Origin of the sequence: Paenibacillus xylanilyticus, assembly GCF_009664365.1 — a bacterium.
Classification (GTDB): Bacteria; Bacillota; Bacilli; order Paenibacillales; family Paenibacillaceae; genus Paenibacillus; species Paenibacillus xylanilyticus_A.
This window is the reverse complement of sequence record NZ_CP044310.1, coordinates 4,331,085-4,352,343: the sequence shown is the minus strand read 5'-3', so window position 1 is coordinate 4,352,343 and position 21,259 is coordinate 4,331,085. Positions and strand designations below refer to the sequence as shown.

General features: G+C 45.7%; 25 protein-coding genes. 20 read left to right on the top strand and 5 right to left on the bottom strand.

All coding sequences use genetic code 11. From position 1 onward, the window contains the following. Positions 1-114 precede the first annotated feature (114 nt). The 17 genes from F4V51_RS19335 (at position 115) to F4V51_RS19255 (ending at position 16,471) form a co-directional block, all read left to right on the top strand. Positions 115-525 carry an Asp23/Gls24 family envelope stress response protein gene (locus F4V51_RS19335; RefSeq protein WP_024630996.1) on the top strand — a complete coding sequence of 137 codons (411 nt, stop codon included), beginning with the start codon at positions 115-117 and terminating at the stop codon, positions 523-525. 154 nt (positions 526-679) lie between these two features. Beyond that, positions 680-1,219: an alkaline shock response membrane anchor protein AmaP gene (amaP, locus tag F4V51_RS19330; protein WP_095290430.1), complete on the top strand. Its 540-nt coding sequence runs from the start codon at positions 680-682 to the stop codon at positions 1,217-1,219. A gap of 14 nt (positions 1,220-1,233) precedes the next feature. Next, positions 1,234-1,467 (top strand): DUF2273 domain-containing protein, encoded by a 234-nt coding sequence (locus F4V51_RS19325; protein WP_095290432.1) that lies wholly within the window; start codon positions 1,234-1,236, stop codon positions 1,465-1,467. A gap of 218 nt (positions 1,468-1,685) precedes the next feature. Further along, positions 1,686-2,138 (top strand): transcription antitermination factor NusB, encoded by a 453-nt coding sequence (gene nusB / locus F4V51_RS19320; protein ID WP_153979283.1) that lies wholly within the window; start codon positions 1,686-1,688, stop codon positions 2,136-2,138. Positions 2,139-2,185: 47 nt separating this feature from the next. Next, positions 2,186-3,043, top strand: coding sequence for a bifunctional methylenetetrahydrofolate dehydrogenase/methenyltetrahydrofolate cyclohydrolase FolD (gene folD, locus F4V51_RS19315; protein WP_095359278.1), 858 nt, complete (start codon positions 2,186-2,188; stop codon positions 3,041-3,043). An 8-nt stretch (positions 3,044-3,051) separates the two neighbouring features. Further along, positions 3,052-4,416 (top strand): exodeoxyribonuclease VII large subunit, encoded by a 1,365-nt coding sequence (xseA, locus tag F4V51_RS19310; protein ID WP_153979282.1) that lies wholly within the window; start codon positions 3,052-3,054, stop codon positions 4,414-4,416. Next, positions 4,406-4,663, top strand: a complete 258-nt coding sequence (gene xseB / locus F4V51_RS19305) for an exodeoxyribonuclease VII small subunit (RefSeq protein ID WP_095290439.1) — start codon at positions 4,406-4,408, stop codon at positions 4,661-4,663. The genes xseA and xseB overlap by 11 nt, the downstream gene beginning before the upstream one ends. Next, positions 4,656-5,561 carry a polyprenyl synthetase family protein gene (locus F4V51_RS19300; protein WP_153980778.1) on the top strand — a complete coding sequence of 302 codons (906 nt, stop codon included), beginning with the start codon at positions 4,656-4,658 and terminating at the stop codon, positions 5,559-5,561. The genes xseB and F4V51_RS19300 overlap by 8 nt, the downstream gene beginning before the upstream one ends. A 285-nt stretch (positions 5,562-5,846) precedes the next feature. Beyond that, the gene (gene dxs, locus F4V51_RS19295) at positions 5,847-7,754 is read left to right on the top strand and encodes a 1-deoxy-D-xylulose-5-phosphate synthase (protein WP_153979281.1); all 1,908 of its coding nucleotides are present in this window, start codon (positions 5,847-5,849) and stop codon (positions 7,752-7,754) included. Positions 7,755-7,808: 54 nt separating this feature from the next. Next, complete coding sequence (locus F4V51_RS19290; RefSeq protein ID WP_153979280.1) at positions 7,809-8,654, top strand: TlyA family RNA methyltransferase; 846 nt, start codon at positions 7,809-7,811, stop codon at positions 8,652-8,654. Between the two features lie 82 nt (positions 8,655-8,736). Continuing rightward, positions 8,737-9,225, top strand: coding sequence for a hypothetical protein (locus F4V51_RS19285; RefSeq protein WP_236146601.1), 489 nt, complete (start codon positions 8,737-8,739; stop codon positions 9,223-9,225). A 34-nt stretch (positions 9,226-9,259) separates the two neighbouring features. Next, positions 9,260-9,709, top strand: coding sequence for a transcriptional regulator AhrC/ArgR (ahrC, locus tag F4V51_RS19280; RefSeq protein WP_095290448.1), 450 nt, complete (start codon positions 9,260-9,262; stop codon positions 9,707-9,709). Between the two features lie 53 nt (positions 9,710-9,762). Beyond that, positions 9,763-11,499 carry a DNA repair protein RecN gene (recN, locus tag F4V51_RS19275; protein WP_153979279.1) on the top strand — a complete coding sequence of 579 codons (1,737 nt, stop codon included), beginning with the start codon at positions 9,763-9,765 and terminating at the stop codon, positions 11,497-11,499. 102 nt (positions 11,500-11,601) lie between these two features. Beyond that, positions 11,602-12,933 (top strand): SpoIVB peptidase, encoded by a 1,332-nt coding sequence (gene spoIVB / locus F4V51_RS19270; protein ID WP_153979278.1) that lies wholly within the window; start codon positions 11,602-11,604, stop codon positions 12,931-12,933. A gap of 192 nt (positions 12,934-13,125) precedes the next feature. Beyond that, on the top strand, positions 13,126-13,944 hold the full coding sequence (spo0A, locus tag F4V51_RS19265; RefSeq protein WP_095290453.1) for a sporulation transcription factor Spo0A: 819 nt from the start codon (positions 13,126-13,128) through the stop codon (positions 13,942-13,944). A 374-nt stretch (positions 13,945-14,318) separates the two neighbouring features. Next, the gene (locus tag F4V51_RS19260; RefSeq protein WP_153979277.1) at positions 14,319-15,365 is read left to right on the top strand and encodes a tyrosine-type recombinase/integrase; all 1,047 of its coding nucleotides are present in this window, start codon (positions 14,319-14,321) and stop codon (positions 15,363-15,365) included. 680 nt (positions 15,366-16,045) lie between these two features. After that, the gene (locus F4V51_RS19255) at positions 16,046-16,471 is read left to right on the top strand and encodes a YhjD family protein (RefSeq protein ID WP_153979276.1); all 426 of its coding nucleotides are present in this window, start codon (positions 16,046-16,048) and stop codon (positions 16,469-16,471) included. A gap of 114 nt (positions 16,472-16,585) precedes the next feature. Here the strand turns inward: F4V51_RS19255 and F4V51_RS29140 are convergent, their stop codons facing one another. Together F4V51_RS29140 and F4V51_RS19245 are read right to left on the bottom strand one after the other, a co-directional pair. Next, positions 16,586-16,696: a putative holin-like toxin gene (locus tag F4V51_RS29140; protein ID WP_143023579.1), complete on the bottom strand. Its 111-nt coding sequence runs from the start codon at positions 16,694-16,696 to the stop codon at positions 16,586-16,588. A gap of 39 nt (positions 16,697-16,735) precedes the next feature. Then, complete coding sequence (locus F4V51_RS19245) at positions 16,736-17,272, bottom strand: hypothetical protein (RefSeq protein ID WP_153979275.1); 537 nt, start codon at positions 17,270-17,272, stop codon at positions 16,736-16,738. Between the two features lie 236 nt (positions 17,273-17,508). Here F4V51_RS19245 and F4V51_RS19240 point away from each other — a divergent pair, with 236 nt between their 5' ends. Both F4V51_RS19240 and F4V51_RS19235 read left to right on the top strand, forming a co-directional pair. After that, positions 17,509-17,742 carry a hypothetical protein gene (locus tag F4V51_RS19240; protein WP_153979274.1) on the top strand — a complete coding sequence of 78 codons (234 nt, stop codon included), beginning with the start codon at positions 17,509-17,511 and terminating at the stop codon, positions 17,740-17,742. Beyond that, complete coding sequence (locus F4V51_RS19235; protein WP_153979273.1) at positions 17,739-18,476, top strand: hypothetical protein; 738 nt, start codon at positions 17,739-17,741, stop codon at positions 18,474-18,476. Before F4V51_RS19240 ends, F4V51_RS19235 begins: the two co-directional genes overlap by 4 nt. Before the next feature lie 45 nt (positions 18,477-18,521). On the opposite strand, the gene F4V51_RS19230 is transcribed toward F4V51_RS19235, so the two are convergent. The 3 genes from F4V51_RS19230 to F4V51_RS19220 all read right to left on the bottom strand — a co-directional run bounded on the left by F4V51_RS19230 (position 18,522) and on the right by F4V51_RS19220 (position 20,648). Further along, positions 18,522-19,382 (bottom strand): ATP-dependent DNA ligase, encoded by an 861-nt coding sequence (locus F4V51_RS19230; protein WP_153979272.1) that lies wholly within the window; start codon positions 19,380-19,382, stop codon positions 18,522-18,524. A 71-nt stretch (positions 19,383-19,453) separates the two neighbouring features. After that, on the bottom strand, positions 19,454-20,359 hold the full coding sequence (locus F4V51_RS19225; RefSeq protein ID WP_153979271.1) for a DUF5677 domain-containing protein: 906 nt from the start codon (positions 20,357-20,359) through the stop codon (positions 19,454-19,456). 64 nt (positions 20,360-20,423) lie between these two features. Further along, positions 20,424-20,648, bottom strand: coding sequence for a helix-turn-helix domain-containing protein (locus F4V51_RS19220; protein WP_236146600.1), 225 nt, complete (start codon positions 20,646-20,648; stop codon positions 20,424-20,426). Between the two features lie 182 nt (positions 20,649-20,830). On the opposite strand from F4V51_RS19220, the gene F4V51_RS19215 reads away from it, so the two are divergent. Continuing rightward, on the top strand, positions 20,831-21,118 hold the full coding sequence (locus F4V51_RS19215) for a hypothetical protein (protein ID WP_153979270.1): 288 nt from the start codon (positions 20,831-20,833) through the stop codon (positions 21,116-21,118). The last annotated feature ends 141 nt before the right edge of the window (positions 21,119-21,259 follow it).

The window sequence follows — 21,259 nt, the reverse complement described above, 5'->3', positions numbered from 1 at the left end:
GCAGGGGTTCCGGAATAGCCCGGACCGGCAGGGTGTCCAAAGCCATCAAGCCTGTAGGACAGCGCCCTGACGGATGGCCGCAAACTTATTACGCGAAAGGTGTGTTGAACAGTTATGAGTACACTACCGACAGAATTTGAACGAACGGATATCGGTGAAATCCAGATCGCACCTGAAGTCATTGAAGTAATCGCTGGGCTGGCTACGGTAGAAGTTAAAGGAGTAGCGGGCATGAGCGGTGGTTTCGCTGGCGGATTTGCTGAATTGCTTGGTCGCAAAAACCTCTCCAAGGGCGTTAAAGTGGAAGTGGGCCAACGCGAGGCTGCAGTGGATGTATCGGTTATCATCGAGTATGGTTATCGTCTTCCCCAAGTAGCTACTGAAATCCAACAAAATGTTAAACGCTCCATTGAGAATATGACTGGATTGAATGTGAACGAAGTCAATGTGCACATTCATGACGTTCAGTTCAAAAGCACTGAAAAAGTGGAAGAGATTGACCTGAACAGTCAGCGTGTAAAATAAAAGAAGACTGATTCCCCCGGCATGACTGCCGGGGGTTATCCCGTCTTGGACATGTCTGCATCTTCCATTGGGACATATGGATAGAAGGTGTTGACACGATATGCATATGTTCAGGTTACAGCAATGTTAGTGAGCAAGGGAGGCTGTGCAGTTCGTGGCGAAAATACTGGATCGGCTTCTGTTGTTTATATACAGCATAAGCGTTGGAGCAATATCGGCAGTTGTCATTCTACTCATTAGTGGAGTACTGCCTTACGAATTGAATTACCAGCAGGAACAGAACGTCATTGTTGCAGCCGTTGTTGCAGCGGCGATCTTGTTTATCCTGAGTTTGCGCTTTTTTTACATCTCGGTACGGCGTGGGCGGGCTTCGTTGCCATCTGTAGATCAGCGTACGGAATACGGTGATGTGCAGATCTCAATGGAGACCATTGAAAATCTCTGCCTGAAAGCCACTTCCCGCTTCCGGGGAGTACGCGATGTTAAGGCACGTATTCGTGTGGTTGAGTCGGGATTGGAGATTATGATCCGTGCAGTGGTCGATGGCGAGACGCCAATTCCAACCCTGAGTTCGGATTTGCAGAAGGCCATACATGATCATGTACACGAGATTACGGGGATCCCGGTTTCGAATGTAACCGTGTATGTTGCCAATGTTACCCAGTCGCCTAACTACAAGAGTCGAGTGGAATGAGGTGAGTTTCACTGATGCTGTGGAGAGAGATTTGGGATAGTCACAGAGGCCGGATAACCGGAATTGTGGGCGGCATCTTTTTTGGATTTCTTTATTTGTTTACCGGGTTTTGGGATATGTTGTTCTTTGCACTTTTGGTGTTCATCGGTTATACATTAGGCAGACGAAGCGATTCGAAGCTGGGCTTGTTCATTCCCTGGAGGGAATGGGGACAATGGCTTGGAGAGCGCTGGCGTCCGTTTAAGTGAGCCACCTGAACCCTGCAATATGTTTCTTCCGAAAAGAGCTTAGTTTAATATGCCCGTTTTTTGGAGGAAACGTACTGCAGGTTTTTTTGTGAAAAGGGATAACAATAACCATATCGTAAAGGCCACTTCATTTCGCATCACAAACATGATGCGTGGATGGTTCTTTTATTTTAAAATAAGCATGATGACGCTCGGATGAGCGCTGCAGGAGGCAGGACATGAAAAGACGTTTGGCAAGGGAAATTGCGGTACAAAGTCTGTATCAGATGGAAATGAATGAAGTGGGTGCAGCTGAAGCTGTAAATATGCTGATTAACGAAGCGGCCGAGGAAAATGAAACGGAAGTCGTTATTCACGATGCAGATGTCATGCGCAGTTATGTAACGGAAATTGTTCAAGGAGCATGGAATCAGAAGGAAGCGATCGACGGATTGCTGGTGGATTATCTCAAGGGCTGGCAAATTAGCCGTCTGTCTCGGGTAGACCGTCAGATCTTGCGGCTGGCTGCTTATGAAATGGTATTTCGTGATGATGTTCCGGCGAAAGTATCGGTTAACGAAGCGATTGAGCTGTCCAAGCATTTTGGCACAGAAGAATCGGGGAAGTTCGTTAACGGTGTGCTTGGACGCATGATCCAGGAAGTTGACACGATCAAAGCGAAATTGTCCTAAAATAGCGAGTTACTTATTAAATGTTCACATAAGGGAGAGAGAGTACAATGACAGCATCTATTATTAACGGTAAAGAAGTGTCCCAGGAGATCCGCGCAGGCATAACTGAAGAAGTAAAGCAGCTTAGCGAACAGGGGGTTGTGCCTGGTCTGGCTGTTGTGCTCGTCGGGGAAGATCCGGCATCCCAAGTCTATGTGCGAAATAAGGAAAAAGCTTGTCACGATCTCGGTTTTTACTCTGAAGTACATCGTCTCGATGCAGGTACGTCCCAAGAGGACTTGCTGGCTCTGGTGGACAAGCTGAACAATCAGAGCTCCATTAACGGGATTCTTGTTCAACTCCCATTACCGAAGCATATTGAGGAAAAGGCTGTTATTGATGCAATAGCGGTTGAAAAAGATGTGGATGGTTTCCATCCGGTCAATGTGGGTAACCTTGTGATCGGCGATGACAGTTTGCTGCCATGTACACCTGCCGGAGTGATTGAACTGATCAAGCGGACTGGATTGGAAATGTCGGGTAAGCATGCTGTTGTGATCGGACGCAGCAATATTGTGGGCAAACCGGTATCTTTGCTGCTTCAACGTGAGAATGCAACCGTAACAATGTGTCATTCACGTACGGCAAACATGAAAGAAATTACACGTCAAGCCGACATATTGGTCGTAGCAATCGGTCGTGCAAACTTCGTGGATGCCGATTATGTGAAACCGGGTGCTGTAGTCATCGATGTGGGTATGAACCGTTTGGACAATGGTAAATTGGCTGGAGACGTGGATTTTGAAAGTGTGAAGGAAGTTTCCGGTCCGATTACTCCAGTTCCGGGTGGCGTTGGTCCAATGACGATCACCATGCTGATGCAAAATACACTGATCGCTGCCAAACGCGCTCACGGATTGGCCTAGGTACGTCTGTGGCAGATCGACAGATCTACTCCATCAAAGACCTGAATCGGTACATCCGAATGAAACTGGAATCCGATCAGGTCCTGTCGGACGTCTGGCTGCGCGGGGAGATATCCAACTTCACACATCACTCTAGCGGCCATATGTATTTTACATTGAAGGATAAAGACAGCCGTATTAAGGCTATCATGTTCGCGTCCCATAATCAGCGATTGCCCTTTGTGCCAAAGGAGGGTGCAAGGGTTATTGCTCGTGGTAATGTATCGGTTTATGAGCGGGACGGTCAATATCAATTTTACGCTACCCAGATGCAGCCTGACGGAATCGGAAGTCTCTATCTGGCTTATGAGCAATTGAAAAAGAAGCTCGAGGATGAGGGGCTTTTCTCTTCGGCCAAGAAACGTGCTATTCCGCGTTATCCCAAAACGATCGGTGTAGTTACGTCTCCTACAGGAGCAGCGGTACGGGATATCATGATTACATTGCAGCGCAGATACCCTTCTGCGAAAGTGCTTCTATATCCTGTTCTGGTTCAGGGAAAAGGCGCAGCACCTTCAATCGTAAAAGCCATTCGAAACCTGAATCTCCTTGGTGAAGCGGACGTGCTGATTGTAGGCCGGGGCGGGGGATCACTGGAGGAGCTGTGGGCTTTTAATGAAGAGATGGTTGCCAGAGCCATAGTTGATTCAGATATTCCTGTGATCTCTGCAGTCGGACACGAAACCGATTTTACCATTGCAGACTTTGCTGCAGACCTGCGGGCTGCGACGCCAACAGCGGCTGCTGAACTGGCTGTGCCAAATCGTGCAGAGCTGCTTGACCAGATTGCGCTAAGACAGCGTCAGCTGCAGCATAGTCTGCGTCAACGGGCTGCACATAACCGTGAACGACTTGCCAGATTACAGCGTTCGCCGGTACTTGTTCACCCAAGACGGACATTGATGCAGCATACAGAACGATTGGACATGCTGCATCAGCGGCTGTTAAGGACAGTGGATACACGGATGAAATGGACCGCGGAGAAACAAGAGCGTCTTCGTGCTGCTCTGCAGCGGTTCAATCCACGTGAACAGGTGAATGCGGCTCAACGGGAAAATGCCGCAGCACGGCGTCAGCTTGAACTTGCGATGAGGTCTATCGTCAGATCGAAGCAGCAGCAATGGAAATCTTCCGTGCGCCACCTCGATGCTCTAAGCCCGCTAAAAGTCATGTCTCGCGGATATAGTCTGGTGTATGACGAACAGGAGCAAAGACTGATCAAATCGTTGAAGGAAGTGCAGCCTGGAGATTCAATTAAGATTAAATTAACAGACGGACAGCTGGACTGTCAGGTTTGGGGAATGAAGGAGGATGACAACATCCATGGCGAATGAACCGGAACTGAATTTTGAAGAGGCAATGGCGGCACTTGAAGATATCGTAGCTCAGCTGGAGCATGGGGATGTTCCATTAGAACAGGCCATTGATCTGTTTCAGCGAGGAATGAAACTTTCCCAGTTATGCGGAATCAAGTTGGAACAAGTGGAACGCAAGATTGAAATGATCGTAGAAGAAGATGGGGAACTTCGGAAGAAGCCGTTCGGAGCTTCGGAAGTTGAGAGCGGTGAAGGCAATGAGTAGTCGTCCTTCCTTTGAACAGTATCTCCAACAGACAACAGATGAGGTTACGGAAGCTTTAAAAGAGATTCTCCCAGTTCACTGGGATGTACCTCAGTCTCTGCGTGATGCGATGCAGTATTCACTTATGGCTGGAGGCAAGCGCCTCCGTCCTCTTCTGGTCGTCGCTGCGGCGGAAGCCCTCGGAGCACAGCGTGCAGCTGCGCTGCCGGTAGCCTGCGCCGTGGAAATGGTACACACGTATTCTCTTATCCACGATGACCTGCCTGCAATGGATAATGATGACTATCGTCGGGGAAAATTAACGAATCACAAGGTGTATGGTGAAGCCACGGCTATTCTTGCAGGAGATGCTTTGTTGACTCATGCTTTCTATAGTGTAGTGCAAGCAGGCCGCAAGAACGGTGTGCCGGCAGAAGCCTTGCTTTCTATTGTGGAGGAGCTTTCCGAACTGGCTGGCGCCCGCGGCATGGTTGGTGGGCAAGTGGCTGATATGGAAGGTGAGCAAGGGATGACGGATCTGGAACAACTGCAGTATATCCATTTGCATAAAACCGGTGATTTGATCGTGTTCTCCTTGCTGGCTGGCGCTCGTATTGGTGGCGCAACTGAAGGACAACTTGATGCACTGCGTGTATTCGGGCGTGATCTTGGTCTTGCTTTTCAGATTCAGGACGATATCCTTGATCTGACTGGGGATGAGCAAAAAATGGGCAAGAAAACCCAAAGCGATGTCAATCAGCAAAAGGTAACTTATCCATTTTTCATAGGCATGGAAGCGTCTCAAAAACAGGTGAAGTCCTTGACCCAATCTGCAAAAGAGGCCCTTAGCAGAGCGGAGTTGTCAGATTCATCGCGATTGATGGAGATAGCAGATTATTTAATGCGCAGAGATCATTAGTCTAAAAAGTAAATGAAACGGCCCTGCGGCTGTTTCGTAAGATTCAGATCGGTGTAATAATGTTAATGTGCTTTTTGCACGGTGATTACATTTGACATAACGGATACATAATAATGGTTCAATTCATTTGTCTTGCTCGCGAAAAAGCTCGCAATCTGGAGTATGAAGCCGTAAATTATGATTCCTGTTCTTTTATGTTATAATGATTTAATGTGATTTAATAAAATTCAGTTTAAAAAGTGTTATCCACTTAATCAAACAATCTAGGAAAGCGGGGAGATTCTCGTGCTGCTTCCACAAATTAAACAACCCAGTGATCTAAAATCGATGTCTCCGGATGATCTTGTTTTATTATCCGCAGAGATTCGGCAATTTCTGATTGAGAAATTGTCCGTAACGGGGGGGCATCTGGCACCGAATTTAGGCGTGGTTGAGCTCACGGTAGCCCTGCACTACTGTTATAACAGTCCGGTAGACAAAATGATTTACGATGTAGGGCATCAAGCGTATGTGCATAAAATTCTTACAGGGCGCATGGACCGTTTTGATACATTGCGTCAGCACAATGGATTGTGCGGGTTCGTCAAGCGTAATGAGAGCGAGCATGATGTATGGGAGGCTGGACACAGCAGTACATCCTTGTCTGCTGCCATGGGTATGGCGCTTGCACGTGATTTGAAGGGTGAAGATAATCAGGTTATTGCCATGATTGGTGATGGAGCTCTTACAGGTGGTATGGCCTTTGAGGCACTTAACCACATTGGCCATGAGCAGAAAAAACTGATGGTCATTCTGAATGATAATGAAATGTCCATTGCGCCCAATGTTGGGGCGATGCATAAATACTTAAGCAAAATCCGTTCTGATCGCCATTATCTAAAAGCCAAAGATGATGTGGAAGGAATGCTCAAAAAGATTCCTGCCATTGGAGACCGTTTGGCCAAATCGGCAAGCTGGATTAAGGATAGCGTCAAATATATGATGGTTCCGGGTGTTTTGTTTGAAGAACTCGGCTTCACTTATTTGGGACCCATCGATGGACATGACATTCCCAAATTAATTGAGACGTTCAAACAAGCGGATAACGTGGAGGGACCCGTTCTCGTTCATGTTCTCACAACCAAGGGCAAAGGATACCAGCCAGCGGAGGCAGACTCACACAAATGGCATGGTATCTCACCTTATAAAATAGAATCCGGTCAGGTACTCAAGGCCGTGGGCAAACCAATGTACACCGAAATATTCGGGCAGACACTGGTTGAACTTGCGAAAGAAGACCAGCGTATCGTTGCTGTAACGCCTGCTATGCCGACAGGATCGGGGCTTATTCCATTTAGCAAGGAATTCCCGGACCGCATGATTGATGTAGGGATTGCAGAGCAGCATGCGGCAACCATGTGTGCTGCACTGGCCATGGAAGGCATGAAGCCTGTCTTTGCCGTATATTCTACGTTTATGCAGCGGGCATATGATCAGATCGTGCATGATATTTGCCGTCATAATGCCAATGTGATCTTTGCCATTGACCGTGCGGGATTTGTTGGACCTGATGGAGAGACGCATCAAGGCGTGTATGATGTGGCGTTTATGAGACACATTCCTAACATTGTACTTATGATGCCGAAGGATGAGAATGAACTGCGTCACATGATGAAAACAGCACTTGATTATAACGAAGGACCTATTGCTTACCGGTATCCTCGAAACAATGTGGTAGGCGTTCCAATGGATGAGCAGCTCGTACCGATTCCAATCGGAACTTGGGAACAGCTGCGACCATCTGAAGGTTATGCCATCATCGCTTCGGGTTCCATGGTTCAAATTGCTGAAGAAGCAGCTGAAACCGTGAAAAAGGAAGGCATTACAGCCGGAGTGATCAATGCACGTTTCCTCAAGCCACTGGATGAACAAATGCTTCGTGATCTCGCGATTCGTGGTACCAAACTGATTGTGCTTGAAGAAACTTCTCAAGCAGGCAGTATGGGCAGCGCAGTGCTTGAGTTCTATGCTGAACAGGGTCTGCATGATGTACATGTTGATCTTATGGGGATTCCGGATCGCTTCATTGAACATGGCAGCATCAATGAACAACGGGCTGAAGTTGGGCTTACGGTGGACAACGTATGTGTGCAGCTGCGCAGTTTGGCAGCTCAAACCTCTTACGGCATGTCCAGAACCCGCTTTCCTTCTTGATCAATGGAATGCTTTACCTAAATAAATGAATTAACTATATGATAGGAGAAAGACATGTCACTCCCGAAAGAACGAATTGATGTTCTGCTGGTCGAGCAGGGTTATTATGAAAGTCGTGAGAAGGCAAAAGCGGCAATCATGGCTGGACTGGTGTATGCCAACAATGAACGAATTGAAAAGGCAGGCATGAAAATACCGCGGGAAGCTGAACTAAAGGTTAAAGGCTCGGTGCATCCTTATGTGGGACGGGGTGGATTGAAGCTTGAAAAAGCGATTAAACACTTCGATCTTGACATGAACGGTCTGGTCATGCTTGATATTGGTTCGTCAACGGGTGGATTTACGGATTGTGCATTACAACATGGTGCATCGCATGTTTATGCCATTGATGTAGGATACAACCAGCTGGACTGGTCATTACGCAATGATGACCGGGTCACCGTGATGGAAAGAACCAATTTTCGTTATGTGACGCCTGAGGATTTAATTGGACCTGAGCCAAACTTTGCCAGCATTGATGTATCCTTCATATCGCTGCGAATTATACTGCCGCCCTTGCTTGCTCTTCTGAAGCAGCCGGCAGATATTGTAGCATTGATCAAGCCTCAATTTGAGGCAGGACGTGAGAAGGTAGGTAAGTCTGGTGTTGTTCGAGATCCAAAAGTGCACAAGGAAGTACTGGAAACCATGCTTCACTTCGCGAATGAACTTGATTTAAATCTTCGGGGTTTAACCTTCTCGCCTATTACCGGTGGAGAGGGCAATATCGAATTTCTCGCTCATTGGCGTCTGGAAGAACCGGATGCATCACAACAAGAGAAGGATCTGGCTTCACTCGATGCACTTGCCCATCAAGTTGCTATGGAAGCCGCTCATACTTTTACGGGAAACTCATCATAGGATGAGTTTCTTTTCGCTGGAAAGGTGATCCTATTAACAGGAGATCGACTGCCGGACCTCGAATAAGTCTTCGAGGTGAACGATGATGAATGGGCAATCCGACACAATCGTTATTGGTGTACTTGCTGTCATTTTAATCATATGGCTCTTTTACGGTTTGCGTAATTGGCTGAATCGACCGGTACCGGTAAGTTTGTCAGGCATGCAGCTGAATTCCGACATACCGCATTCCCCGGTTGTTGATCTGCTTGAAGCAGAGGGGTATGAAGTCATCGGAGGCAAAATGAAGATACCGCTCGCCTTTGAGGTCAATGAATCCGTTTATTATAGTCGGTTGTTCGTTGATTATGTTGCCGAGCGTGATGAGATCAGGTATTTGGTCAAGACGGCAAGGCGCAGACAGCCGGTGGAATTCACAGGTCCTGGCATTCGGGATCGCTTTTTGTACTATTTATTGTTGTATCCAGGTTGTGAAGGTATATTGTACGTGGATACGGAAGAATCCAGCGTAAAGATCATCCGTTTGATGGATTATGAGGAAGATGTATATGATGGGGATGATCTGAGCTAGGAATCAATGGTAACTATTTAAACTGGAGGCATGTATGAAAGGACAACGACACATTAAGATACGTGAAATTATTAGTCAGAATGAAATAGAAACCCAGGATGATCTGGTTGAAGCACTGCGTCAAGCCGGTTTTCAGGTGACACAGGCCACGGTATCCCGTGATATTAAAGAATTGCTGTTGATCAAAATTCCAATGGATGATGGTCGTTACAAGTACTCATTGCCAACCGACCAGCGTTATAATCCAATCCAGAAGTTGAAACGGGCATTAGTGGATAACTTTCTCCATATTGACCATACCAACAATCTGGTGGTAATGAAATGTCTGCCAGGAACGGCGAACTCCATTGCGGCCTTGCTGGACAACATTGAATGGACTGAAGTTATGGGGACGATCTGTGGTGACGATACGATTCTCATCATCTGCCGTACTGAAGATAATAGTGTGACGGTTATCGATCGAATTATGGGTTACATTTCTTAAAATCCGATTTTAAACATAATTGCTGAGTTTGTCATCCGGAGGTGCTTTGGCCAATGCTAGTTACATTATCGATTCGTAATCTGGCTGTTGTAGAAGAAGTGGATGTAGTATTTCACGCAGGGTTTCATGTGTTATCAGGGGAAACCGGTGCAGGTAAATCAATCATTATTGATGCGCTCGGTTTGATCGCAGGTGGTCGCAGTTCGGCCGATCTGATCCGTTACGGTTGTGACAAAGCGGAGATGGAGGCATTGTTCGAGATGGAACAGGGTCATCCGGTGTGGGAAACACTGGAGAAGCTTGGGATTCATTGTGAACCTGAAGAACACCTCGTTATTAGACGGGAGCTGAATACACAGGGTAAGAGCACATCCCGCATCAATGGTCAGTTGGTCAATCTGACGATGCTGCGTGAAGTGGGAGAGAAATTGATTAATATTCATGGTCAGCATGAGCACCAAAGTTTGCTGCGTGCTGAAAGCCATCTGGGCTTATTGGATACCTACGGAGCAGCTGTCATTGGTCCAGTGAAGTCGGAATATCAGGAAAGGTACAGCCGGTTCATTACTGCGGAGAAAGAACTGCGTGCCCTTCAGGAGTCAAGTCAGCGTGCTTATCAGCTGCTGGACATGTATCGTTTTCAGCTGGAGGAGATTGCTGCTGCCGGGTTAACAAGTGGTGAAGATGAATTACTTGGTGAAGAACGGGTCAAGCTATCCCATAGTGAGAAAATGATGGACAGCGTTGCCGGTGCATATGATCTGCTCAGTGGTCAGCGTGGACTCGAGGCAGTAAGCATCGCCCTCTCCCGGATAGAAGATATCTCCGGTTACGATAGCAAAGGACTACAGCCAATCGTGGAACAGCTGCAGTCGGCCTTTTATCAATTGGAGGATGCTACATTTCAATTAAGGGATTACCGTGAAAAAATAGAGTTTAACCCCGGTCGACTGGAGGAGGTTGAGCAGCGCTTAAACTTGATTTCTGGTCTAAGACGAAAGTACGGGGACAGTGTTGACCTTATTTTGAATTATTATGAGCAGATTAGCCATGAAACAGACCAGCTGGAAAACAAGGACGAGCGCCTGGAGAAACTGCGCGCTGAGCGTGACAAGCTTCTGGTTCTGGTGATGGATTCTGCAGAGGATCTGAGCCGGGTACGCAAGCAGTGTGCCGATGAACTTGCTGCTCAGGTGGAGAGTGAGCTGAAGGATCTTCAAATGGAGCGTACAACGCTGCGTGTACAAATTACGCCTTCAGAAGATCCGAAGGGGATTGAATGGAACGGGCGCAGGCTCCGGCTCAGTCGTCAGGGAGCCGACAATGCGGAATTTCTCATCTCCCCGAATCCGGGTGAACCGCTTCGCCCATTAGGTAAAATTGCATCAGGTGGTGAGTTATCCAGAATGATGCTTGCCATGAAGAGTATTTTCGCTCGTCACGATCGAATTCCCGTCCTCATATTTGACGAGGTTGACACAGGAGTTAGCGGACGGGCAGCACAATCCATTGCAGAGAAGCTGTTCCGTTTATCCTCAACCTGCCAAGTATTTTCGATTACACACTTGCCACAAGTCGCTTGTATGGCAGATCATCAGTACCTCATTGAAAAACATGTCGTTGACGGGCGTACAATGACGCAGGTGGAATCGCTGTCAAACGAGGGCAGAGTGAAGGAATTGGCACGTATGCTCGGCGGTGTTGAAATTACAGAAAAAACATTGCATCATGCACAGGAAATGCTGAATTTGGCGGAAGCCAAAAAAGGAGGAAACGAGCGACCGGCGTAATGATTGACAGTAATAAAAGCCTGGGGGCAAGGTTATCTTATAGGTACGCAATTGGCGACCACCTTTCGTCAAGCGAAAGAAGCAAAGGGAGTGTGACAGCCATTGAATTCCCCCCTCAGGAAGAAATTGCTAGGTCTTTTATTTGCCTTCTTTCTATGTGTAATCAGCCAGGCCATTCAGCCTGTGCAGAGTTATGCCTCCTTACCTGACGAATTGCAGGTATTTGCAGGCAGGCAAGCAGATGTACGACTCGCTGTACCGGCTTCTTCCAGCGCCGTTGTAGACCGACCGGATATTGTTGGTCTAGATGGACAGGAGCAAGCAGTGCATGTCACGAAGCAGCAGCCATTGCATCTTCATCCCCAGCAGACAGGACAAGCGAAATTAACCTTGAAGCTGTGGGGCAAAATTCCGGTCAAAACGGTTAATGTGAACGTGATTCCGGATTTGCGAGTTGTACCCGGGGGTCAAACCATTGGCGTAAAAGTAAAGTCCGCTGGGATTTTGGTTGTAGGTCATCACTTGGTCCGTGCTGAAGGAGACCAAAGAGTCTCTCCAGGAGAAACAGCAGGCATTAAACTTGGGGATCTGATAACCCATATGAATGGCAAACGTCTGGATGGCGTTGCAGGCGTTGCTGAAGCTGTAGAGCAAGCGGGTAAAAGTAAAAAAGGGATCGATGTGGTATTGCAGCGAGGGAAGGAAACCGTTAAAACACGACTTACACCAGCATACGATGCCGAAGATCAGGCCTGGAGGCTTGGATTGTACATTCGTGATTCTGCGGCTGGAGTAGGTACTTTAACGTTCTATGCACCAGACCAAGGCGTGTATGGAGCTTTGGGGCATGTGATTACGGATATGAATACTCAAACATCCATTGTTGTAGGCAGTGGACAGATTGTTCAGTCGAATGTGACATCTATATCCAAAAGTGAATCCGGAGATCCGGGTGAAAAACGTGCACATTTTCTTAAAGAAAGCAAAATATTAGGCAATATTGAGCGTAATACGGCTTTTGGCATATTTGGTAAGATGTCTGACAATCCCGATCACAGTTTATACACCAAAGGAATTCCTGTCGCTTTCTCACATGAAGTGAAGGAAGGACCGGCAGAAATTTTGACTGTTGTCGAGGGTCAGCAGGTTGAACGTTTCGCGATCGATATTGTGCATGTGGCTGATCAATCGGAGCCTGCAACCAAAGGGCTTGTGCTTCGCATTACAGATCCTAAGCTGCTTGATAAAACGGGTGGGATCGTTCAGGGAATGAGCGGCAGCCCAATCGTTCAGAATGGCAAGCTCATTGGCGCCGTGACACATGTGTTTGTTAATGATCCTAAATCAGGTTACGGCTGTTTCATCGAGTGGATGTTACAGGATGCCGGTGTGATGATCAAAAAGGAAAAAGCGAAAAATCTTAAGGCCGGGTAAACCGCCTTAAGATTTTTTGTCGAATCGAAAAGATAATTATCACATAATGAAATAAAATATTTATTATAAAGCAATGCGAAAAAAAAATAAAGAAAAATAATTTTCGACAGAAGGAATTTCCTCGCCTGTGTCGAAAATTTAACCTGTAAGGAAATGTACGAAACAGTGGTTAAACCAAAGGAGGATACCGTTTTGCAAAAAATCGAGGTATTGCTGGCTGATGATAATCGTGAATTTACGAATTTGCTTGCCGAATATATATCCGAACAGGAAGATATGGAAGTTACCGGAATTGCCTACAACGGGGAAGAAGTACTGCAGTTGTTGGAGCAAAGCCGTGATGTGCCGGATGTATTGATTCTGGATATTATTATGCCTCATCTGGATGGGCTTGGTGTATTGGAGCGTCTGCGCAACCTGAACCTGAATCCACAACCGAAAGTGATCATGCTTACGGCATTCGGTCAAGAGAACATCACACAGCGTGCCGTGCAGCTCGGAGCTTCTTATTACATCCTCAAACCTTTTGACATGGAAGTGCTCGCTAACCGGGTTCGCCAGCTTGTAGGATCCCAGACAACCGTCTCTTCAAGCACGAACAGTGGTTCATCCATGTTTATGACCAACAAATCCAATGTGGTGCCAATGGGCAAACACAAAAATTTGGATGCCAGCATCACGTCCATCATACATGAAATCGGCGTTCCTGCGCATATTAAAGGATATCAGTATTTGCGTGAAGCCATCACTATGGTATATAACAATATCGAAATTTTGGGTGCGATTACCAAAACGCTGTACCCTGCGATTGCCGAGAAATTCAAAACAACGCCGTCCCGCGTTGAACGGGCCATCCGCCATGCGATTGAAGTGGCCTGGACACGCGGAAACATCGACAGCATCAGCCACCTGTTTGGTTACACGATCAACATCAGCAAGTCGAAACCGACGAACTCCGAATTTATCGCTATGGTTGCCGACAAGCTGAGAATCGAGCATAAGGTGTCTTGAAAGCCTGGTGGATCAACGTTTCCAGACGGTGACTAGAACGATTGTTCGCGTAAACTTATCGGCCGTTGGTCGCGGGGTTCCGATAAACTATGCGGTCGTTGTTCCGTTAAACTGTTGGATTCCACGCGCTAATTTAGCGTAAACTTATCGGTCATTTAGCTGATAAACATAATAACGCAATGTGCGTACAAATACAAACAATCAGGCGGGCGTCTCTTCGGGGATGTGCGCTTTTATTTTATTATTATTTAGAATACGATAAACGATATCGAATATCTGTTGTTTAGAGAACTTTTATTAAAAGATGGAGTATATACTTTGGTAAGCTACAGAAAAGGTCTGATTTTTTGGGATGCGAATAAACAGGAGGCAGCATGGGAGACATAAGAACAGGAAAGAAGTATAAATTTGTGAGAGGTGTTAGAGGGGCTGACAAGCAGCTTGATGATTTATTTGAAATTTACCGCAACGCTAAAGCAGCGGAGGGCCGTTCATCGCGTACGTTAGAACAATACGATGAGTATTACCGCCATTTTTGCGATTACTTGGCTATGAACGACTTAGAGCGGTCATTTACCGCGATCACTACCGATGTCTTGCGTTCATACATGCATTGGATGCTACATAGTAAACCTCGATTCGAGGGCCATGCGCACAAGTCAGACGCAGAAAAGACGATCGGTCTGTCTCCGGTCACAGTTAATACGAAGATGAAGATGCTCAAAACCATGTTCACTTTTCTGCTTAGGGAGGGAGTGGTTGACTTTGACCCTACCGCGAGGATAGGTAAAATACCTGAACCAAAAAAGAAAGTGAGAATACTTACGATTGAGGAAATGCAATTACTACTGGATGCACCCAATGTGAAGACTTACGCGGGCCTCCGGGATCTTGTAGCTATGTACATACTAATTGATACATTTGGACGTGTTGGCGAATTACTGTCGATAAGGGAAACGGATATCGATTTTAAACTCGGAATGATCTACTTTGATGAGAACGTTGTTAAGACGAGGCGTGGACGCTATGTGCCCGTATCAAAGCGTACCTTACGTCTAATTAAAGAGCTAATTAAAGAGAACGCGGATTTTGATAACGAATATCTAATTCTTAATAATTATGGCTCCAGGTTAAATCCAACGAGACTGCGCGACCGTATCAAACAACACGCGAAGAAAGCAGGCCTTAACATCCGAATTACTCCCCACCTGTTCCGCTATTCCGGGGCCACATTATTTATTGAAAATGGAGGAGATCTACGCCATCTAGCTGGCATTTTAGGTCACGCAGACATGCGGATGGTTATGAAATATACAAATCCGTCTGATAAGGCGTTGAAGGCGCAGCATGAACTTTACGCGCCAATTAACGATATAATCAAGCCATTGAATAAGCCGCGAAAGACTAAGCGGAAGGGGTGACTCAATCTCTATTTGCACTATTATACATACGATATCAATCCGTTGTTTCCAGCCGTTAATGCCTTCGCAAGAATTTTAGCCTCTTTGCACTTCCCGTAAAATTCACGTGAAATTACGGCGTACATACGTCGACCCTAACGAATACCCTCGCACTCTATTTGAACGTCTAATTCCACGGTAATTTTACGGATATTCCACGAGGCGGATACGGAGGGGCTCGATGGGAGGGGCGGCGAGGCGGACCGTATTGTCTTTTTCTTTAGTTCTGCCGCGCTATTCTATGTGTGATGCCCATTGTTACGACACGATCACTTGTTATCGGGGCGTACGAAGTTATGAACGTAGTGAATAACTGAGTAAAAGATCTTAAATCTTTAAAGTCTTTAAAAGATCTTTATTATACACATGCCGAAGAAAAAGTCAATAGGGTATATCTAACTGATTGCGCGGCGCCTCGAATTGGTAATGTTTATTTGCACTATAATACATAAAAATGGATTTTCGTCAATGTCTGCGATTGTGAACACGGTTAAATCGCCCCTGAGAGTTGCGATCCGCAACCGCGCAGAAATGTTGCGTCTGGTACAGCCCCACGTGGGGAACTTTAGTCCGCTTGTATAATCCGCCGATTCCGCGCTATACTAAGAACAAACGTTCTACAAACGGAGATGAAACGGAATATGATCGATATGAATAACGAAGACCTCACGCTAATCAAATCGCATATCATCCTCCCGCGCGTATTATCCGCATTCGAACGGGATATCGCGCTCATCAACGCAACGCTCAAGACGCCCGGCCCGTATGTCGACGCAATTGCGGAGGCCCAACGCAAACTCACCGCAGACATCTACGAGGTACGCAAAGGCTTCCGCCAACGCGGCATCAAAGTTTACGAAGAGGTGACGGACGGCGACGGAGTAACTGCGCGTTATAAATGTCGCGGCTACCAAGCGGAGATGCGGATACGGTGGTCGATGATGGCGGCGGAGGCTGGCGTTTTAATGCGGAAGTATCTCGGATTGAATACGGATCAATACGTTGACCCGACGGTGCCTGAGCGGTTGCGCGGCGAGCGGCCTTTTGAGACGGTACAACCGGATTAGACAAAGAAAAGACGTAGCTACGGAATAACTACGTCTTAGGTCTTGCGTCTGTTGAGAGCAAGAGTTAAGATAATTATTGAATAGTGACTGCGGTAGCTGCTCTTGGTCGGGAGGCTACCGCTTTTTCGCGTTCATAAAAGCTAAAATTGAAATGATAAAGGCAAGTAGAGTTAGAATTAGTGACCCAAAGTTGAGCATAACCGTTAGCGACTCATATGTACTCATTTATATTCACCTCCTTCCAAGCGCGCTTATGAATTAATTTCATGGTTGAATCTTTCTTGAATCTATGCTCCATTCCCCTTTTAATTTTTTGAATTTGTTGAAGCTTTTTTCCATTAATTCAAGTGCTATTTCTAAATTTGTTATTGCTTCAACCGCCTCCGGAGAGTAATGTTTCATGTAAAAAGACTGTGTTTCTGCTAATTTTGCACGAATGCTTGAGTTTTGAATTTCAACTGATACTGCTGTTAACATACCTGATAGGTTACGTAATGAACCTATGGCTCTATCATTAACAGACTCTTCCCAAGCTTCGTCATAATCGTATTCTTCAGTTTGATCATCTCTAATAGGAAACAACTCAACGTTATTAGACGATCTCTTCACCTTCAAAACATCTCTGTGCGCCTCTAAATCCCATAATGCATTTTTAATTGTATGCTGATTCACTACATAATCAGAGTCGACTAAAAATGTTTCCACTTCACGCCACAGGTCTGATTGCTTTATGCCCATTTCAAAATCACGTAGGATAGAAACAGCTACGTCTCTTATATAATCAGGTGTAGGTTTATTCATTTAATAACACTCCGTTTAAAAAAATTAATAAGAAGGCTTAAAAGATATCTATAAAGAAATCTAAAAAGAAATCTTTTTATGGATTATACTATTCTTATTAGTCCTAAGTCAAATGAATACTCTACTGATGTGCTACAAACCTAGAATCTAGACCAATGTTCTTAACAGATTTGCAGGAAATTTCCGCCATTTTGTCGAAGTATTTACGTAATCCACAACGAAAGGACTACGTCTATATGCGCACTAACAAACGTTTCATACGCTCCAAGTCGCGGCTCTTACGTCCGCTAGCCTCCGATATCCAACTTTATACCGCGCAAATGGACCGGACGCCCATCGTTATATTTATCGGCGCGGAGCTCGTTGGCAGCGGTGTGATCGAGGATATTACGGAAATGAGCGTTGCGGTAAAGGGTGAACGTTATATGCGCGGAGTCTGTACGTTTAAATATGCGGGAGGTGCGAAGTGAGACGTTCGATAGCTGATGCAATTGTATTATTAAAAAGAGCTGAGAAACAATTGAAGACTGTCTCAGAAAGGTATAATTCCTCGCTTAAGTCTGGTTTGATTGACCCGGAGCTTCCAGGAGACACAAATGACTTCCTGAACAGTTGTCGCTCAGCACTCGATTATTTAGCATGGGATATCTTTACCGAAAAATGTAAACCAGGACTCTCTGAAGACAGAGTAAAAGACCTGGAGCACAAAGTTCAATTTCCCTCCAAACCCACGAGAAAAAGCTTCAACAAAGCTGTGAAGGATACCTTTCCGGATTTGAAAAAGAATTCTCCTGATATTGTTGATGTTCTGAGAGACGCACAGTGCTTCAGTACCCCGTACAACAAAACATGGATATACGCGCTACGTAATCTTAATAATGGGAGCAAGCATCGACATCTTACAGTGCAATCAAACCAGGAAACTTTGTACGCGAAAGACCTTCATGTCAAATTTGGAGGAACTTCAATTATCATGAAGGACTCTACCTTTGTAATGCCAAAAGGTACTGTTCTGTTCGATTTAGGTGGGAGTCAAATTACGAGCGAAGATCTAGATAACCACCCAGCAGTTATAAATATGGAAATCAATCTCTCCAATGACATAGTTTTCGTCGACATTAGAAGACCTGTACTAAGTACTCTAGAGGAGATTTACGAAGGTTCCTCCAATGTCACGAAGAGACTAATACCTCTGCTTAGTTGATCTAGGGGACACTTAAAAAGACCGTAATAACTCCGGCCTCTTCCGCTAAACTATAAACTCGCAGAATACCGGAGTCCGCAGCATTCCCGCTTTGGTCCAGTTCCGCATCTTAACGCGAGCTCTAATCCGTGGCTCAACGTACACAAACTCGCTGTCCTCGCCGGATACGATCGATTTGCTCACGCCATAGAACGCCTTCTTATGCGTTGGTGACGCGCCGAACTCGATAATGCCGGCAGGACGTACTTTAGCGGATTCGTCCGCCACTCCCGCAAGCCATCCGAACTCACCTTTCCGATATCCCGTAATGAATACGTCGGCATACGTCCAGTTAATAATCTTGCGCCAATCCGGAGAGCGGCGACTTACATACGCGCTGTCCTTGCGTTTGGCGACTACGCCCTCCATTTCGCGCGCTTCAATTTGCGTAAATAGCGCTTCGCCGGCGCCCTCAACGTAAGGAACTACTCCCATGCTTGCGTTAGGCATCGTCAGACCCGCGAGAATGTCCTTGCGCTCGATTAGCGGTAAGCTCCGTACATCAGCGTCTTTATACCGTAGCACGTCGAATACGGCGAATGTGGCCGGGTTTGTTACGGTGAGATTGCGTATCTTATCGGCTTTACGCGCGGAGAAGCGGGACATTACCGCCTCAAAGTCCGAGACGCCATTCGCCGGGTTAACACACGCGATTTCACCGTCAAGGATAACGTCGTGATCGAAGCGGGCTGCAGCAATTTCGGGATACTGCCGCGTGCAATCGTTATTGTGACGCGTATATAAACGGACTTCTCCGTCAGTTTGCGAAAATATTAGGCGGTGGCCGTCGATTTTCGGCTCGAACAGATAGCGCGAATCCGAAAACGGTGCGTCCGCCTTTTCGAGTAACATCGGACTAATAAACATAAAAACACCTCACTCCGATTATAGCGCGTGGCTAAGCCGAGGTGAGGCGGTAAGTGTTGGCAGGTCAGATTCTATTTTTCTTGAATGATTTTTATTAGGTCTTCTCCACTGGTTATTCTCATGTACGTCTTTCTCAAGTAAATATAAAACCAGGCATGCGTCTGTTTCTTCCGTTTTCGATATTTATTGAGTATTTCTTCGAATAAAGTAAAGCTCCAAGTCAAGGCCCAAGTGCTCACAGTTTTTAAAGATTCAGGTGTTCTTAGTGGCTTGGTGTATCCCGTCGAGAATACACTATGTATTGCTGAGTTCGCATGTGCTTTTGCCGACCAAGTTCTATAAAGTAATTCGTATTCTGGTAATTTTTTTAAATGGGCAGCTAATTCGTACAGTGTTTTTGGTCCGTTGAATAGTGAGTACCAATTAGGGGTCTTTCCTCCGCTTTTTTCTTTTTTGTTTCTTTTGCGAGTCTCCTCCCATTCATCATTTATTCTTTTGTATTTGCCCATTAAAAGAGTATTTAAGTTTTGAATTTGTTCTGTCGCGTCTACTTCGGTTAGAGTGAATGAGTAATCACTATCTTTTAGCATTTTTTGAAATTTTCCGATCTCTTCTTTGGAAAACTGTTTGTGCAGCTTTATTCTGGATTTTATGTGTGCTACATGGTAGGAAGCTGCTCGATCAGCCGAATGCTTACTAAGAATGAATCTTATTGATAAAAAATGCTCAAACATAGAGCGAATAATAGGGATTGCTGCCTCCGTATTTCCACCTCTAACTAGAATTGAAATTCCGTCAAGATACTCTAAATAATCTCTCAGCAGCAAGTAGACAGTTGAATCAGTGTACTCGTTTATGGGGTGTTTTTGGATCGTCTCTAAAACCGTACCCCCAAAGTCCACACATTGTTCGATTACTCTGCTGATTTCCTTTAATAAGGCTTCATACTCAGGATTTACAATTGTCCGATTCAGCATAGTAAAAATTCCTTTCTTATTCTTCAATATAAAATCGGAGATGGTAGATGAAAGGACCGCAGTATTAACGGTCCTCTTCGTTATCTTCCTCTATGTATTCAATTAAATCACCGGGCAGTACGCCGAGCTTTACGCATAATGTATTTAATGTCGGAAAGTCAATCCTCGCGTTAGCATTCAATGCAAGAGCTTTCACTGTGTTTCGGTTTATTCCAGTAATTTGAACCACGTCTTTTTGCTCAAGTCCGCGTTCTTTCATTATCTTATCTAGCGAGAACCGAATAGCCACAAAAATTCCTCCAAAAAAATAATGTAGTAAACTAGTTGACAAGATTAACGTGTGGATGTATATTTGTAATCAAGTAAACTAGTTGACAAGATAACAAGATAACCTGTTAACAACTTATACGTATTATCGTACCAAACGGTTTCATGTTAAGCAATAACATTCACGCAAGGAGGAACGCAAGCATGCCGAAAATCACCGTAGTCACTAAAATCGCAGACGGCGACGACAACTATCGCATCGAATACGAAGGCACCTTAATCGACGATCGCCACGCGCTATACGTTGACCCTACATATAATCTCGTCATACTGGAGCGCGTTGGTTTTGACGGAGTAGAATACGTCACTACTGGCGGCAGTGGCTCCATAATATTCGATCTTCCGATAAATGACGTCAGCCTTATCGATAATATCCGCGACATGAGCGCAATGGAACTACTAAATAAACTAATCCGCAGGGAGGAAACGTAACATGCAACTTACTGTTAACAATACGCAAACTACGTCTAACAACATCGAATCGAACGCCTATGGTCGGAGGTTTTTGAAGCTACTCCGCGCAGTCTATTGTCTGATTCTAATCACAAAGGAGATCGTAGCATGATGCGCCAG

Bases quoted from the DNA above. Each gene is read 5' to 3' on its own strand.
- F4V51_RS19335 (WP_024630996.1), top strand. From the start codon at position 115: ATGAGTACACTACCGACAGAATTTGAACGAACGGATATCGGTGAAATC.
- F4V51_RS19325 (WP_095290432.1), top strand. From the start codon at position 1,234: ATGCTGTGGAGAGAGATTTGGGATAGTCACAGAGGCCGGATAACCGGA.
- nusB (WP_153979283.1), top strand. From the start codon at position 1,686: ATGAAAAGACGTTTGGCAAGGGAAATTGCGGTACAAAGTCTGTATCAG.
- folD (WP_095359278.1), top strand. From the start codon at position 2,186: ATGACAGCATCTATTATTAACGGTAAAGAAGTGTCCCAGGAGATCCGC.
- xseB (WP_095290439.1), top strand. From the start codon at position 4,406: ATGGCGAATGAACCGGAACTGAATTTTGAAGAGGCAATGGCGGCACTT.
- F4V51_RS19300 (WP_153980778.1), top strand. From the start codon at position 4,656: ATGAGTAGTCGTCCTTCCTTTGAACAGTATCTCCAACAGACAACAGAT.
- F4V51_RS19290 (WP_153979280.1), top strand. From the start codon at position 7,809: ATGTCACTCCCGAAAGAACGAATTGATGTTCTGCTGGTCGAGCAGGGT.
- F4V51_RS19285 (WP_236146601.1), top strand. From the start codon at position 8,737: ATGATGAATGGGCAATCCGACACAATCGTTATTGGTGTACTTGCTGTC.
- ahrC (WP_095290448.1), top strand. From the start codon at position 9,260: ATGAAAGGACAACGACACATTAAGATACGTGAAATTATTAGTCAGAAT.
- recN (WP_153979279.1), top strand. From the start codon at position 9,763: ATGCTAGTTACATTATCGATTCGTAATCTGGCTGTTGTAGAAGAAGTG.
- F4V51_RS19260 (WP_153979277.1), top strand. From the start codon at position 14,319: ATGGGAGACATAAGAACAGGAAAGAAGTATAAATTTGTGAGAGGTGTT.
- F4V51_RS19255 (WP_153979276.1), top strand. From the start codon at position 16,046: ATGATCGATATGAATAACGAAGACCTCACGCTAATCAAATCGCATATC.
- F4V51_RS29140 (WP_143023579.1), bottom strand. From the start codon at position 16,696: ATGAGTACATATGAGTCGCTAACGGTTATGCTCAACTTTGGGTCACTA.
- F4V51_RS19245 (WP_153979275.1), bottom strand. From the start codon at position 17,272: ATGAATAAACCTACACCTGATTATATAAGAGACGTAGCTGTTTCTATC.
- F4V51_RS19240 (WP_153979274.1), top strand. From the start codon at position 17,509: ATGCGCACTAACAAACGTTTCATACGCTCCAAGTCGCGGCTCTTACGT.
- F4V51_RS19230 (WP_153979272.1), bottom strand. From the start codon at position 19,382: ATGTTTATTAGTCCGATGTTACTCGAAAAGGCGGACGCACCGTTTTCG.
- F4V51_RS19225 (WP_153979271.1), bottom strand. From the start codon at position 20,359: ATGCTGAATCGGACAATTGTAAATCCTGAGTATGAAGCCTTATTAAAG.
- F4V51_RS19215 (WP_153979270.1), top strand. From the start codon at position 20,831: ATGCCGAAAATCACCGTAGTCACTAAAATCGCAGACGGCGACGACAAC.